Source organism: Brevundimonas bullata (assembly GCF_014207965.1).
In the GTDB taxonomy this organism is placed as follows: Bacteria; Pseudomonadota; Alphaproteobacteria; order Caulobacterales; family Caulobacteraceae; genus Brevundimonas; species Brevundimonas bullata_A.
The window spans coordinates 279,465-292,048 of record NZ_JACHLM010000006.1 but is presented as its reverse complement, the minus strand read 5'-3'; the positions used below and the strand labels follow the sequence as shown (position 1 = coordinate 292,048).

General features: G+C 67.2%; 14 protein-coding genes. 8 read left to right on the top strand and 6 right to left on the bottom strand.

What is annotated here, in order from left to right:
* The first annotated feature begins 59 nt into the window (after nucleotides 1-59).
* A complete protein-coding gene (locus tag HNP51_RS18705; RefSeq protein WP_260398547.1) occupies nucleotides 60-509 on the top strand; it encodes a hypothetical protein in 450 nt (149 codons plus the stop codon).
* A complete protein-coding gene (locus HNP51_RS18700) occupies nucleotides 506-802 on the top strand; it encodes a transcriptional regulator (protein ID WP_311769960.1) in 297 nt (98 codons plus the stop codon). The genes HNP51_RS18705 and HNP51_RS18700 overlap by 4 nt, the downstream gene beginning before the upstream one ends.
* 3 nt (nucleotides 803-805) lie before the next feature.
* Here HNP51_RS18700 and HNP51_RS16525 read toward each other — a convergent pair whose 3' ends face one another.
* Nucleotides 806-1,573, bottom strand: coding sequence for a pseudouridine synthase (locus HNP51_RS16525; protein ID WP_184272537.1), 768 nt, complete (start codon nucleotides 1,571-1,573; stop codon nucleotides 806-808).
* Nucleotides 1,574-1,885: 312 nt separating this feature from the next.
* On the opposite strand from HNP51_RS16525, the gene HNP51_RS16520 reads away from it, so the two are divergent.
* Nucleotides 1,886-2,380, top strand: coding sequence for a hypothetical protein (locus tag HNP51_RS16520; RefSeq protein WP_260398548.1), 495 nt, complete (start codon nucleotides 1,886-1,888; stop codon nucleotides 2,378-2,380).
* Between the two features lie 30 nt (nucleotides 2,381-2,410).
* On the opposite strand, the gene HNP51_RS16515 is transcribed toward HNP51_RS16520, so the two are convergent.
* Complete coding sequence (locus HNP51_RS16515) at nucleotides 2,411-3,037, bottom strand: class I SAM-dependent methyltransferase (protein ID WP_260398549.1); 627 nt, start codon at nucleotides 3,035-3,037, stop codon at nucleotides 2,411-2,413.
* A gap of 215 nt (nucleotides 3,038-3,252) precedes the next feature.
* Here HNP51_RS16515 and HNP51_RS16510 point away from each other — a divergent pair, with 215 nt between their 5' ends.
* Nucleotides 3,253-5,103, top strand: a complete 1,851-nt coding sequence (locus HNP51_RS16510) for a phosphoenolpyruvate carboxykinase (GTP) (RefSeq protein WP_184272543.1) — start codon at nucleotides 3,253-3,255, stop codon at nucleotides 5,101-5,103.
* 48 nt (nucleotides 5,104-5,151) lie between these two features.
* Nucleotides 5,152-6,162 carry an FAD-dependent oxidoreductase gene (locus HNP51_RS16505; protein ID WP_311769961.1) on the top strand — a complete coding sequence of 337 codons (1,011 nt, stop codon included), beginning with the start codon at nucleotides 5,152-5,154 and terminating at the stop codon, nucleotides 6,160-6,162.
* Between the two features lie 15 nt (nucleotides 6,163-6,177).
* Here the strand turns inward: HNP51_RS16505 and HNP51_RS16500 are convergent, their stop codons facing one another.
* Nucleotides 6,178-6,912 (bottom strand): TonB family protein, encoded by a 735-nt coding sequence (locus HNP51_RS16500; RefSeq protein ID WP_184272545.1) that lies wholly within the window; start codon nucleotides 6,910-6,912, stop codon nucleotides 6,178-6,180.
* 129 nt (nucleotides 6,913-7,041) lie between these two features.
* Here HNP51_RS16500 and HNP51_RS16495 point away from each other — a divergent pair, with 129 nt between their 5' ends.
* A complete protein-coding gene (locus HNP51_RS16495) occupies nucleotides 7,042-7,845 on the top strand; it encodes a transglycosylase SLT domain-containing protein (RefSeq protein ID WP_184272549.1) in 804 nt (267 codons plus the stop codon).
* A gap of 97 nt (nucleotides 7,846-7,942) precedes the next feature.
* The gene (locus tag HNP51_RS16490; protein ID WP_184272552.1) at nucleotides 7,943-9,091 is read left to right on the top strand and encodes a DUF2336 domain-containing protein; all 1,149 of its coding nucleotides are present in this window, start codon (nucleotides 7,943-7,945) and stop codon (nucleotides 9,089-9,091) included.
* A 72-nt stretch (nucleotides 9,092-9,163) separates the two neighbouring features.
* Here HNP51_RS16490 and HNP51_RS16485 read toward each other — a convergent pair whose 3' ends face one another.
* From HNP51_RS16485 to HNP51_RS16475, 3 genes are all read right to left on the bottom strand, one after another.
* Complete coding sequence (locus HNP51_RS16485) at nucleotides 9,164-9,637, bottom strand: Hpt domain-containing protein (protein WP_184272555.1); 474 nt, start codon at nucleotides 9,635-9,637, stop codon at nucleotides 9,164-9,166.
* A 64-nt stretch (nucleotides 9,638-9,701) separates the two neighbouring features.
* Nucleotides 9,702-10,472: an NAD kinase gene (locus tag HNP51_RS16480; RefSeq protein ID WP_184272558.1), complete on the bottom strand. Its 771-nt coding sequence runs from the start codon at nucleotides 10,470-10,472 to the stop codon at nucleotides 9,702-9,704.
* A 37-nt stretch (nucleotides 10,473-10,509) separates the two neighbouring features.
* Nucleotides 10,510-11,643, bottom strand: coding sequence for a DUF2336 domain-containing protein (locus HNP51_RS16475; protein ID WP_311769962.1), 1,134 nt, complete (start codon nucleotides 11,641-11,643; stop codon nucleotides 10,510-10,512).
* Nucleotides 11,644-11,807: 164 nt separating this feature from the next.
* Between HNP51_RS16475 and HNP51_RS16470 the strand changes: the two genes are divergently transcribed.
* Nucleotides 11,808-12,572: a class II aldolase/adducin family protein gene (locus tag HNP51_RS16470; RefSeq protein ID WP_184272561.1), complete on the top strand. Its 765-nt coding sequence runs from the start codon at nucleotides 11,808-11,810 to the stop codon at nucleotides 12,570-12,572.
* Nucleotides 12,573-12,584 lie beyond the last annotated feature (12 nt).

The window sequence follows — 12,584 nt, the reverse complement described above, 5'->3', positions numbered from 1 at the left end:
ACTTGACGATCTGGAAAGTCAGAGTCATTTTCCTATTTGGAAAGTGATGGAGGATCGCAATGCCCGCTGAACAGACGCCCCAGGAGGCGCTCGCAATCGTTCTCGAAGGCCGGGAGCAAGCCCTTGAAAAAATGGAATATTGGCCGTGGTGGTATGATGCCGGCTATGCGGCTGCCTGCGCCTTGCTTGTGGCCGGGCAGGGGTTTCCGGCGCCGATCGGCATCGTTTGTGTGACAGTGGCGATCGCCATCCTGGTGATCATCATGCGGAAATGGCAGGCCCGCACCGGCGTCTGGGTCAACGGTTACAGCCCGAAGCGCGCACGTTGGGCCGCGATCGGGTTAGGGGTGATCCTCATGGGGCTTATGCTGTTCAGCATCTGGGCGGGCCGCATGCAGGGCCTGATCTGGGTTCCCCTCCTGAACGGCGCTGTCGCCGCCGGTCTGGGCGTGATCGGCATGCGCGTCTGGATGCGGCTGTATCGCATCGACGTTCGGAGCATGCCGTGAGAGCGCCTGTCTTCGACGCTGTCATTCACGCCCCGGGCCGGCTGCAGATCTGCGCCATGCTGTCGGCGGCGGACGAGGTGGAGTTCGCCACGGTTCGCGACGCCATCGCCGTGTCCGATTCCGTTCTGTCCAAGCACGTCAAGCAGTTGGAGGACGCGGGCTATCTCAAGGTCCGCAAGGCGGCGGCGGGGGGGCGTCAGCGCACCTGGCTGGCGTTGACCCCGGACGGCAAGACGGCCTTTGCCGCCCATGTGTCGGAGCTGACCCGGCTGGCCGGGATCGTCGCCAGCTAAACCTTAGTAGGTAGAGCCGCTGATCAGGGCGTCGCGTTCTTCGTTCGTTATCATCCGCCATTTGCCCTCGGGCAGGTTGTTCAGGTGGATGGGCCCGACGCGGATGCGCAGCAGGTCCGTGACTTCCAGGTCCACCATCTCGCACATGCGGCGGATCTGGCGGTTGCGGCCCTCGGTCAGGATGAAGCGCAGGCGGTTCTGCTCCATGCGCGAAACCTTGGCGTACTTCAGGATGCGCCCGTCCAGCATCAGGCCGCGGCGCAGCAAGGCCAGCTTCTTCTCGGTCACATCGCCTTCGATACGGACCAGGTATTCCTTGTCCAGTTTCGACTGCGGGCCGATCACGGCCTTGGCCACCACGCCGTCGGACGACAGCATCAGGAGACCGCGCGAATCCTCGTCCAGGCGGCCGATGGGGGGCAGGGAGGCGTCCTCGGCGGGGGGCGTGCCTTCGCCGACCAGGTTCTCGGCGGTCAGCAGGCGCACGGCGGGGATCTTGTCCGGCTCAGGCTGGCCCGAGACATAGCCTAGCGGTTTGTGGATCAGGATGGTGACGCCCGAGGCCAGGGCGGCTTCGCCCCGGTCGTTCAGGGTCAGGGTCTGGCCCGGCTCTATCTTGCGGCCGGGATCAGTGACGCTCTCGCCGTCGATAGTGACCATGCCGGCGGCGATCAGGGCCTCGGCCTCGCGGCGCGAGCAGACGCCGGTCTGGCCCAGCCACTTGTTGATGCGGACAGGCTCAAGGCCGTCGTAGGTGCGGGTGAAAGCCATGGCGGTCAGTCCTCGAATATGCGGCTCTGTAGAAGGCCGGAGGGCGGGCAGGCAAGGGCCGGTGCGACCGATGTTCGCAAAGATATCGCGCAGGCTATCTGAATAGCTCTGAGATCAGATGGGCGTGACCTGTCATTGACCCTGAGCGCAGCGGCTCTATATGTTCAGTCACCCCAACGAACTGATGCAGATCGCGTCCGGCCGCGCCGTGACGCGGCGATTCTCGTTTTCAGTTCCCAACGCGGGGCTTTTCGCCTGATCCATTCTGAACAGGCGACTGAATATTGAACGATAACCTTTGAAGGAGACGTCTTGTCCGCTCAACGCAACAATTCGACCGCCCCCCGCACTCGTCCTGGCTTCAATCGCCCCGCCCCCATGCGTCTGCGCATGGGCCTGATCATGCGCAAGGGCATGGATTTCGGTCCTCTGGGCGACATGGAGACCGCGCTGCGCATTGACGGCGTGTCACTGGCGCCGATCTCGACCGGCGACACCAGTCTGGTCAGCGGCGGCGTGACCGTGCTGGCCACGGCCACGGCGGAGGACATCACCAGCGGACGGGTCAAGGGCGTGGTTGTGCCAGGCGGCGAGGCGGACGAAGCGGGCGTGGCTCAGGTCAAATCGCTGCTGCTGCTGGCCAAGGCGCAGGGCTTGCCGGTGCTGGCCTTCGCCGACAGCGTGGCGCTGGCGGCTGAAGTCTTCGGGCTGACGGCGGATGCGCCGGGCGCGGTCTTCCGTGGCGACAAGGTCGCCCTGATCAATGAACGCGCCGAACTGTCGGCGGTGGTCGCGACCATCGCCTGAGCTTGAGGGCGTCTGCGCGTAAAGCGCGGATCAAACCCGTCTGAACAGAAGGCTGATGTTGTTGGCGGGCATGTCCGCCCGCAGCGTCAGCGTCAGGCCGTGCAATCGGGCCAGGGCGACGACTTGGTCCCGGTCGCGCAGGCCCCAGGCGGGGTCTCGGCCCCTTAGGCTGGCGTCAAAGGCCTCGTTTGACGGGGCCAGAGCCGCCTCGGCCTCGCGATAGGGGCCGTAGAGGTAGAGAAGCCCGCCGGGGCGCGGCAGGACGCGTTCCGCCAGCTTCATCAGGCCCTCGGTCGCCGCCCAGGGGCTGATGTGAATCATGTTGATGCAGACGACGGCGTCGAACGCGGCCTCGGGCCATGTCGCCTCCTCCAGACAGTCCAGCGCCAGCGGCGCTTGAAGATTGGGCAGGTCAGCTTTGGCCGCCCAGGCGCCGATGCTGGCGCGGGCCTCCGAGCTAGGGTCGCTGGGCGTCCACTGCAGGCCCGGCAGGGCGCTGGCGAAGGCGACAGCGTGCTGGCCTGAGCCTGCGGCGATTTCCAGAACCCGCCCGCGTTTCGGCAGATGGGCCCGAAGCACCGCCAGGATCGCCTCGGCGTTGCGAACCGCGGCGGGCGAGGCCATGGCTCCGTCGGGCAGGGCGGCGAGGGGGTCCATGGTGTGCATCCGGTCTTGTTATCCCCCGCCAGGGTCGGTCGCGACCATAAAACTTGCTGCAGCGCAGCAAATTTATTCCGGTGAGAGTGAATTGCGGCAACGGTTGACCTTGCGTCGCCTCAGATGGCATTGCGCCTGAAACAGGACGTGATCAGCGTCCGACTCGTCACGACGGCGTCAGATCGTCGGGCGGCCCTGGTTCAGGAGACCATGTTGTGACTGCAGACGTATCGATTCCCGGACTCTATCCCGCGCCGACCGACCACAAGGGTCTGGTCGCTTGGGTCGCGCAGATCGCGGCGCTGACCAAGCCGGACCGGGTGCATTGGTGCGACGCCTCCGAGGCCGAAAAGTCGGCCATCGTCGCCGACCTGATCGCCAAGGGCACGCTGAAGGAACTGGATCAGTCCAAGCGCCCCGGCTGCTACTATGCCGCTTCGGACCCCAAGGACGTGGCCCGCGTCGAGAGCCGCACCTTCATCTGCTCGGAAGACGAGGCTGACGCTGGCCCGACCAACAACTGGGCCGATCCGGTCGAGATGCGCGACCGCCTGGACGGCCTGTTCGACGGCTGCATGAAGGGCCGGACGATGTACGTCGTCCCGTTCTGCATGGGCCCGCTGGGCTCCAAGATCTCCGCCCTGGGCGTCGAGATCACCGACAGCGGCTATGTCGCCGTGTCGATGGGCGTCATGACCCGCATGGGCAAGCCGGCGCTGGACATGCTGGGCGCCGACGGCGTCTTCGTGCCCGCCGTTCACACCCTGGGCGCGCCCCTGGCAGAAGGTCAGGCCGACGTGCCGTGGCCCTGCAATGACGACAAGTGGATCGTCCACTTCCCCGAAACGCGCGAAATCTGGTCCTATGGCTCGGGCTACGGCGGCAACGCCCTGCTGGGCAAGAAGTGCTACGCCCTGCGCATCGCCTCGATCATGGCCCGCGACGAGGGGTGGCTGGCCGAGCACATGCTGATCCTCAAGCTGACCAGCCCCGAGGGCGTGTCCAAATATGTGGCCGCCGCCTTCCCGAGCGCCTGCGGCAAGACCAACCTGGCCATGCTGCAACCGGCGCTGGACGGCTGGAAGGCCGAGACGGTCGGCGACGACATCGCCTGGATGCGTTTCGGCGAGGACGGTCGTCTGTACGCCGTAAACCCGGAGGCGGGCTTCTTCGGCGTGGCGCCCGGCACCAGCCGCAACACCAATCTGAACGCGCTCGAGACCCTGGCGAAGAACACCATCTTCACCAACGTCGCCCTGACCGCTGACGGCGACGTCTGGTGGGAAGGCCTGACCAAGGAAGCGCCCGCGGGCCTGACCAACTGGAAGGGCCAGCCGCACGATCCGGCCTCGGGCGAGCCCGCCGCTCACCCGAACGCCCGCTTCGCAGCGCCCGCCGGTCAATGCCCGGCCATCGCGCCCGAGTGGGAAGACCCGGCGGGCGTGCCCATCGACGCCATCCTGTTCGGCGGTCGCCGCGCCTCGGCTGTGCCGCTGGTGACGGAAGCCTTCGACTGGGAGCACGGCGTCTTCATGGGCTCGACCGTGGCCTCGGAAGGCACCGCCGCCGCTGAGAACAAGGTCGGCGAGCTGCGCCGCGACCCGTTCGCCATGCTGCCCTTCTGCGGCTACAATATGGGCGACTACTTCGGCCACTGGCTGAAGCTGGGCGAGAAGGCGGATGCGTCGAAGCTGCCGCGCTTGTTCTTCGTGAACTGGTTCCGCAAGAACGACGAAGGCAAGTTCGTCTGGCCGGGCTTTGGCGACAACGCCCGCGTGCTGAAATGGATCGTCGAGCGTCTGGACGGCCAGGCCGAGGCAGTGGATACCCCGGTCGGCCGCGTGCCGGCCAAGGATGCGCTGGACCTGTCGGGCCTGAGCTTGTCGGACGCCGATCTTAAGATCCTGCTGGACGTCGACGCCGACGTCTGGACCGAGGAAGCCGCCCTGATCCCCGCCTTCTACGAGAAGTTCGGCGAGCGTCTGCCCAAGGCTCTGTGGGGCCAGCACGCAGCCCTGACCAAGCGTCTGGAAGAGGCGCGCGCGGCCAAGCTCGCCGCCGAGTAAGACACAAGCCGGCTTGAAATCGGGGCGCGGGAGGTCGAAGGACAGCCCGTGCCCCTTTTCAATTCTCAAGACATCCTGGTGGTCGGCGCGGGCGTTCTGGGCCTGTGCACGGCGACGGAACTGACGCGGCGCGGCCATGCGGTGACCGTGGTCGATCCCGGCGGGCTGAACGCCTCGGCCGTGGCGGCGGGGATGATCGCCCCGGCTATGGAAAGCGCCGTCGACGACCTGAGCCCCCAACACGCCGCCCTGCTGCGCCGCGCCCGCGACGCCTGGGTTGATTTCGCGGCGGCGACCGGCGTCCGGTTGGACCGTGACGCGGCCGAGTGGTGCGGCGGGAACGTCGAGGTTCTGGCGGCGCGGCTGGCGGCGCTGGGGTTCGAACACGCCTACGACCGCGAGACCGGACGGCTGATCACGCAAGAGGACTGGAAGGTCGAACCGGCGCAGGCTCTGGCGGTGTTGACGCGGGGCGTTCGCATGCTGGAAGCCCGTGCAACGGCCCTCTCGCGGTCGGACGGGCGCTGGTGCGTCGAGACCACAGCGGGTCCGATCGAGGCCGATCAGGTCGTGCTGGCGACAGGGGCAGGCGCCGCGCTGGGCGGCCTGCCTGAAACCGCCGCGCGCCTGCTGGACCTGATCAGCCCGATCCGGGGCCAGATCGGTCTGGTAAACGAGCGACTGGTCGATCGCGTCGTGCGCGGGCCCGGCGCCTATGTCGCGCCGATGGGAACAGGCTGCGTCATCGGGGCGACCATGGAGGCGGGCGAGCGGTCGCTGACGCCCGATCCCGAGCGCTGCGCCCAGATGCTGGAAGCGGCCTGGGCCGTGCTGGGCCAGACGCCGCGTCCGCTTCAGATCGAGTGGCGCGTCGGCGTGCGCGGCGCCACGCCCGACGGTTTGCCGATGGCTGGCGCGGTGGAGGAGGGGCTGCATCTGGCTCTGGGGCCTCGCCGCAACGGCTGGCTGCTGGGGCCGCTGGTCGCCAGCGTGGTGGCGGACGAAGTCGAGGGCCGGTCCTCGAAAGAACCGACCCTCGCCCCCCGTCGCTTCATCTAGCCTTCGAAGCCAGGGCTAGTCCGGCAGGTTGAAGCGAATGGCCATGCTGACGCGGGCGCCGTCGACGGCCTGACCGTCCACCGTGCGCGGGCTGAGGCGGAAGTAGCGCGTCAGGCCCAGGGCGGCTCGACCGAAGCCCTGATTGCCGGGCGTTTCCGATGACACCGAGCAGCCGGTCAGGCTTCCGTCGACCCTGACCAGGCAAGACAGGTTGGCGAGCCCGCTGACGCCGCGCGCCTCGGCGGCGGACGGATAGGCGCGCATCATCTGCTCCGCCGTTGGACGCCTGACCCAGTCGGGATTGGTGATGACGGGCGGCGAGCGCACCGGCTCGGCGGAGACGGTCGTGCCGGTCGAGGGCTCGCTGGCTGGCGCAGTCAGATTGATCACCGGCCCCGTGTCGGTCGAGGTGACGGGCGCAATCGGAGCCACCAGCAGGGGCACGGTGGACGGGAGGACGGTCTCGGCGCGATGGATCGGCGGCGACGGCGCGGGCGGGTCCTTGGGCGCGACGGTCGGCTCAGGCGGTTTGGGGTAGGGGGTCAGATCGATCGTGGTGATCGGTCCGTCCTCGACGGCGGGAATGTCCGCCAGCTCGAACCGCTGATTGTACAGCCACACCCCGGCACCGATATGGACCAGGGCCGAAACCCCGATCGCCGCCCACATCCAGCGCGGCATCGGCTTTTTACGCTCGGAAAAGTCTATCGGGCTCACCAGTCCGGGGCCGCCCGCGGTTCTGATCATCATGGCCTTCAACGCCTCCTGTCGTCGGCCCTCCCCAGCGCCCACGGAACGAAGTTCGCGCCAAGCTTGCGGCGATATTGCGGCGCTTGATCGTTAGGGGTTCGTTAACCTTGGTTAGCGACCGTCAACCATATGAGCGTAGGAGCGATTCCATCATCTGGCGGGGTTGAAGCGGCCATCCGGCGTGCGTCCAGCGCGACCGGCGTGGACTTCGATTTCCTGATGAAGACGGCCCGTCGCGAGAGCGCGATGAACCCGTCTGCGCGCGCCGGCACCTCGTCGGCCTCGGGCCTGTTCCAGTTCATCGAGCAGACCTGGCTGGCCACGGTGAAGCAGCACGGCGCCAAGCACGGCTACGGCCAGTACGCCGACCTGATCCATCGTGGCGACGACGGCCGCTGGCGGGTGCAGGGCTCGGCCCGCAACGTGGTCCTTGACCTGCGCTTCGATCCTCAGGCCGCCTCGACCATGGCGGCCGAACTGACCGCCTCCAACGCCGCCTATCTGCGCGGCCGCACGGGGCAGGAACCCGGCGCAGGCGACCTTTACGCCGCCCACTTCCTCGGCCCGGCGGGCGCCGCCAAGCTGATGGAGGCGATGCAGTCGCGGCCGGGCGCCAGCGCGGCCTCGCTCTTCCCCGATGCGGCCTCGGCCAATCGCTCGATCTTCTATCGCAACGGCCGCCACGCCACGGTGGCCGAGGTGCACGCCAACCTGCAGCGCACAGCGGGTGACGGGGCTCCGGCTTCGGGCGTCGGCTCGGCGGTCAAGGCCGCGCCGGACCTGAGCGACAAGGACCGGATGCTGGCGGCGCGCCTGGATCGGCTGAAGCAGGACCAGAGTCTGCTGGCTCTCTTGCTGGGTCAGGACGGGCAGGGCGGCAAGAGCAGCGGCTTCGGCGGAGCCTTCGGGCCGCCCTCGGAGACGGCGGCGTAAAAGAACATGGTTTCGTCTCATTCCTAATGAGGTGTTAACTATGTAACGCTAAGCGTGACGATTGATTCTTCGCCCCGCCTAGCTTGCGAGCTCCCGAATGACCGCCTACCGCGCCCGACTGACGGAAAGCGACATCAGGCGTCTGATCAAATCGGATGCGGAAGACGACCGCGCGGCGGCGGCGCACAAGCTGTGCCGCAGCATCGACCGGATGCAGATGGACGACGCGGACCGCGCCGCTGCACAAAAGATACTCACCGTCATGGCGAACGACACCGCCGAACTGGTGCGTCGTGCTCTGGCTGTAACCTTGAAGGCGTCTGACCTGATGCCGCGCGAGGTCGCGCGCCGTCTGGTCGCGGACACGGACAGCGTGGCCCTGCCGATCATCGCCTGTTCGCCCGCCTTTACCGACGACGACCTGATCGAGATCGTCCGCGCCGGATCGGCGGTGCGTCAGAACGCGGTGGCGTCGCGCGACCGGGTGCCGCGCGACGTGGCCACGGTGCTGGCGGCGGAGGGCTGCCGCTCGGCGGTTCGGGCCCTGGCCGCCAACGACAATGCCGATCTGTCCGAAGACGCCCTGGGCGTGGTCATCGACCGCTTTGGTCAGGCATCCGAGATCGTCTCGGCCATCGCCTATCGTCAGGTTCTGCCCCTGTCGGTGACTGAGCGTCTGGTGGCCCTGGCCAGCGACGCTGTGCGTGAACATCTGGTGACACGTCACGCCGTGGCGCCCGAGACTGCGATTCAGTTTGCTCGGTTCACGCGTGAGCGGGCGACGATTGATCTGGTGGATCAGGCGCGGGTCAGTAGGGACCTGCCGGCCTTCGTCGCCGGGTTGAATGCGCGCAAGGTGCTGAACGCCTCTCTCCTGCTGCGGGCCTTGGCGCGGGGTCAGATGGCCTTGTTCGAACATGCCCTGGCCGAACTGGCCGGGACGCCGCATCATCGGGCCTGGCTGATGGTGCATGACGCCGGGCCGCTCGGCCTTAAATCCATCTATGATCGGGCCGGCCTACCGCCGCGCCTGTTCCAGGCCTTCCGCGCGGGTGTCGATACCTGGCGGGCGTTGCAGGCCGAGGGCGGAGACACCGCCAGCGACACCTTCCGCCAGCGGATGCTGGAGCGGTTCCTGAGCCAGCGACCCAACACCTCGCGCGACGACCTGGCCTATCTGATGGAGCGGTTGGATCGCCCTTCGGACATGGGCCTCGACGTCGACGCGGCGGTCAGCGCCGCGTGATCCCAAGCGCCACGCATTAAAAAAGGCGGCCCCGGCATCGGCGGCGCCTTTTCCTATGGCCCTTCGCGGGTGTCAGGCCAGATGTTCTGTGACGCGGGCTTCCAGGGTTGCGGCCAACTCTCGGCCGACGGGATGTTCGTCGGTCTGGATCTCGTCTCGCACCACGGCGCGGATGGCGTCGATATGGGCGTCAAGAATAGCGACCGGCGCCAGCATTCGCTTTTCGCCGTCGTCCATCAGGCGGCACAGGGATCCGGCGATGCGGGTCACCAGCGGGTATTGATAGGTGGCCCCCAGCCCCTTGAGGTCATGGGCGCGGAAATAGAGCGCCTCGGCGGTTTCGGGGGTGTAGCCGTTGGCGCGGATGTCGGCCTGGGCCTGATCCAGCTTCACGATTTCGTCCTGTAGCCACTGGCCGAACTGGGCCGACATGGCCTTTAGCGCGGCTTCGGCCTTGGCGATGGCGTTGGCGTCGATGCCGCCGAAGCCCCCGACCTTGGCGCGCAGGGGGTTGGGGGGGCGAATGACCTGGGGAGGGTTGCTCACGTGACGGGCTCCTGAACTCGTAGCCAGGAGCTTACGCGACCGAGCCTTAAAAACCCGTGACGTTTCAGCTGGCGAATTGTTCGGCCATGACGCGTTCCTCGAAAGATTTGCCGGCGTCGAACAGCATGGTCAGGCTGATGTCGCGGCGCTCGCGCACTTCAACCCGCGTGACGCGGCGGACTTCGAAATTGTCGGCGGTGGCGCTGACGGGGCGCTTGTCGGGTTCCAGCACGTCGAAACGGACGCGCGCCGTGTGCGACAGCAGGGCGCCGCGCCAGCGGCGGGGCCGGAAGGCGCTGATCGGGGTCAGGGCCAGGCTGGGCGCGTCCAGAGGAATGATCGGGCCGTGCGCCGACAGGTTATAGGCCGTCGATCCGGCGGGCGTGGCCACCATGCAGCCGTCGCAGCTCAGTTCCTCCAGCCGCACCTTGTCGTTGATGCTGACGCGCAGTTTGGCGCTCTGGCGCGTCTGACGCAGCAGGGAGACCTCGTTGATGGCCAGGCCGCTGTGGACTTCGCCGCTCTCGACCCAGGCGTCCATCTGCAGGGGATGGATGACGGTGCGGTCAGCCTCGGCCAGACGGATCAGCAGGTCCTCCTCGTCATAGTCGTTCATCAGGAAGCCGACCGAGCCGCGGTTCATGCCATAGACCGGCGTGCGGAGCTGCAGGTTGTTGTGCAGGGTCTCCAGCATGAAGCCGTCGCCGCCCAGGGCCACGATGACGTCGGCCTCGGCCACCGGGACGGAGCCGTAGCGTTCGGTCAGGCGCTCGCGCGCCGCCACGGCTTCGGGGCGGTCACTGGCGACGAAGGTCAGGGCAAGGGGGGCGAGCATGGTCACAGCTCTAGGCAAGCGGAGCCGAGGGGCTGTGTCAAACGGAAGCGCTCTCGATATCGGCCATCAGCAGGCGAAACTCATAGGCGGCCTGATCAGCTGAGCGTTCCGCCAGGCGCCAGGCCGAACTGTCAGGGTCGCGCGGGAAGCCTTTGTTCAGCTTGCGGATTTCTGTCAGCAGGGCAGGGAAGGCGGCGCGGTCCAGCCCCACCGCGATACAGGCCAGGAACAGGGGGCGGGCCGTGTCGCCTTGAAGGGCGCGATGGATCTGAGCGACCTCGAACCGGCCCAAGGTGGCCAGGCCGTGCGCGAAGACGCCCAGCTTTTCCTCGCGCAGGGCGCGGATCAGATAGGCGGGACGCAACTGACCCGCCGCATGAAGCTTGGCCACCAGCCGCGCGTCGGTGTCTTCTGTGATGGGGGCGTTGTCCCAGGTGGCGGCGGTGGTTCGGGTTGTGGCCTGAGCGGCGTCCTGAACGGTCTGGGCCAAGCGGGCGGGATCGATGGTGAAGCGGTCGCTGATCGCCTGACGCAGGGCCTCGCCGACCCACTGGTACAGGCGCAGCGCCAGGTCTTCGTCCAGCGACGGGTGACGGGTTAGCGGCGCGCGCAGGGCGGCCAACTGACGCGACCGATCCACCAGATCGGCGAAAGCCGAACCTTCGATCTGGGCGCTGCGGTTGGTGGCCAGGGCGGTCATCACCGCCGGATCGCCGCCCGCGATGATGGCGCGGGCCACGGCGGCGCCGAGGTCAGGGCGCAGGGCGACCTGTATCTGATGCTCGATCGAACAGTCGGTCAGCAGTTGCAGCAGGTCATCGTCCAGCAACAGGGGGCTGGCGGCGATCACGGGGCGGGCGATCTGGATTTCGTCGGCCGCCAGCATCCGCACCAGGGCGGCGGGCGCCCAGTCCACCTTGGCCAACCGTTGGGCCAGGACCTGACGGATTTCGCGTTCGGCGCTGCGGGTCAGGGCGACGAAGATGTCGGCCAGGGCGTCAGGAGCGCCGCCATGATCAGCGGCGGATTCGTAGAGGCCGGCCACCCCCATCAGCAGGCGATGCTGATCGTCGGGGGAGCGCTTCTTGGCTAGGTCCAGCAACTGATTCAGGCCTGCCAAGGGCACAGCCTGCGAGGGTTTTTCGGGGTCTAGCGGAACGACTGTGGACACTGGCGGCTCCGCTTATCGAAAGACGGCCGCCTCGGCCGCGCGGCATACTCATCCTGATGGCGTGAAAACAGGGTTAACGAAAACCTTCTGCAATGAACGTGGGTCGCTTGACGCCGCGCCAGAGCGGGGCGAGGTTCAACCGAACAATGATAAGGGAGGTCGTCATGGCGGACGGATCGGCGGCGTCGCTGAAGTCGCGGGTGTCGGAGGCCGAGTGGCAGGCGCGCGTTGAACTGGCGGCGCTCTATCGCCTGGTGGCGCTGCACGGCTGGGACGACATGATCTTCACCCATGTCTCGGCGCGCGTGCCGGGGCCCGAGCATCATTTCCTCATCAATCCCTACGGCTGGTATTTCGATGAAATTACAGCCTCTTCTCTGGTGAAGGTCGACCTGGACGGGAACATTGTTCAGGACACGACCAGCTTCATCAATCCGGCCGGCTTCACTATCCATTCGGCGGTCCACGCCGCGCGCGAGGACGCCAAGTTCGTCATCCACCTGCACACTGTGAACGGGGTGGGGGTGGCGGCGCAGACGGACGGTCTGCTGCCGATCAGCCAGAACGCCTGTCTGTTGCAGCATCAGGTCGCCTATCACGGCTATGAAGGTCTGGCCCTGAACCACGACGAGCGCGAGCGGCTGGTGGCGGACCTCGGCGACAAGCCGCTGATGCTGTTGCGCAACCACGGCACGATGGCGGTCGGCGAGACGGCGGCCCAGGCCTGGGTCGGGATATTCTTCCTGGAGCGGGCCTGCGCCCAGCAGGTGGCGGCCCTGTCGGGCGGACGCGAGAACGTCCTGATCGCGCCGGATGCGGCCCAGGCGGAGACCAGGGACCAGGGGCGGGGCATCGGCTTCATCTCCGCCCTGGCCTGGCCTGGCGCTCTGCGTCAGTTGGAACGAAAATCGCCGGGCTACGACGTGTGAAGGCGGTCGGGG

What these genes read in the sequence shown, in the direction of transcription:
- HNP51_RS16480 (WP_184272558.1), bottom strand. Translation starts at nt 10,472, where the DNA reads ATGCTCGCCCCCCTTGCCCTGACCTTCGTCGCCAGTGACCGCCCCGAA.
- HNP51_RS18705 (WP_260398547.1), top strand. Translation starts at nt 60, where the DNA reads ATGCCCGCTGAACAGACGCCCCAGGAGGCGCTCGCAATCGTTCTCGAA.
- HNP51_RS16495 (WP_184272549.1), top strand. Translation starts at nt 7,042, where the DNA reads ATGAGCGTAGGAGCGATTCCATCATCTGGCGGGGTTGAAGCGGCCATC.
- HNP51_RS16525 (WP_184272537.1), bottom strand. Translation starts at nt 1,573, where the DNA reads ATGGCTTTCACCCGCACCTACGACGGCCTTGAGCCTGTCCGCATCAAC.
- HNP51_RS16500 (WP_184272545.1), bottom strand. Translation starts at nt 6,912, where the DNA reads ATGATGATCAGAACCGCGGGCGGCCCCGGACTGGTGAGCCCGATAGAC.
- HNP51_RS16470 (WP_184272561.1), top strand. Translation starts at nt 11,808, where the DNA reads ATGGCGGACGGATCGGCGGCGTCGCTGAAGTCGCGGGTGTCGGAGGCC.
- HNP51_RS16515 (WP_260398549.1), bottom strand. Translation starts at nt 3,037, where the DNA reads ATGGACCCCCTCGCCGCCCTGCCCGACGGAGCCATGGCCTCGCCCGCC.
- HNP51_RS16490 (WP_184272552.1), top strand. Translation starts at nt 7,943, where the DNA reads ATGACCGCCTACCGCGCCCGACTGACGGAAAGCGACATCAGGCGTCTG.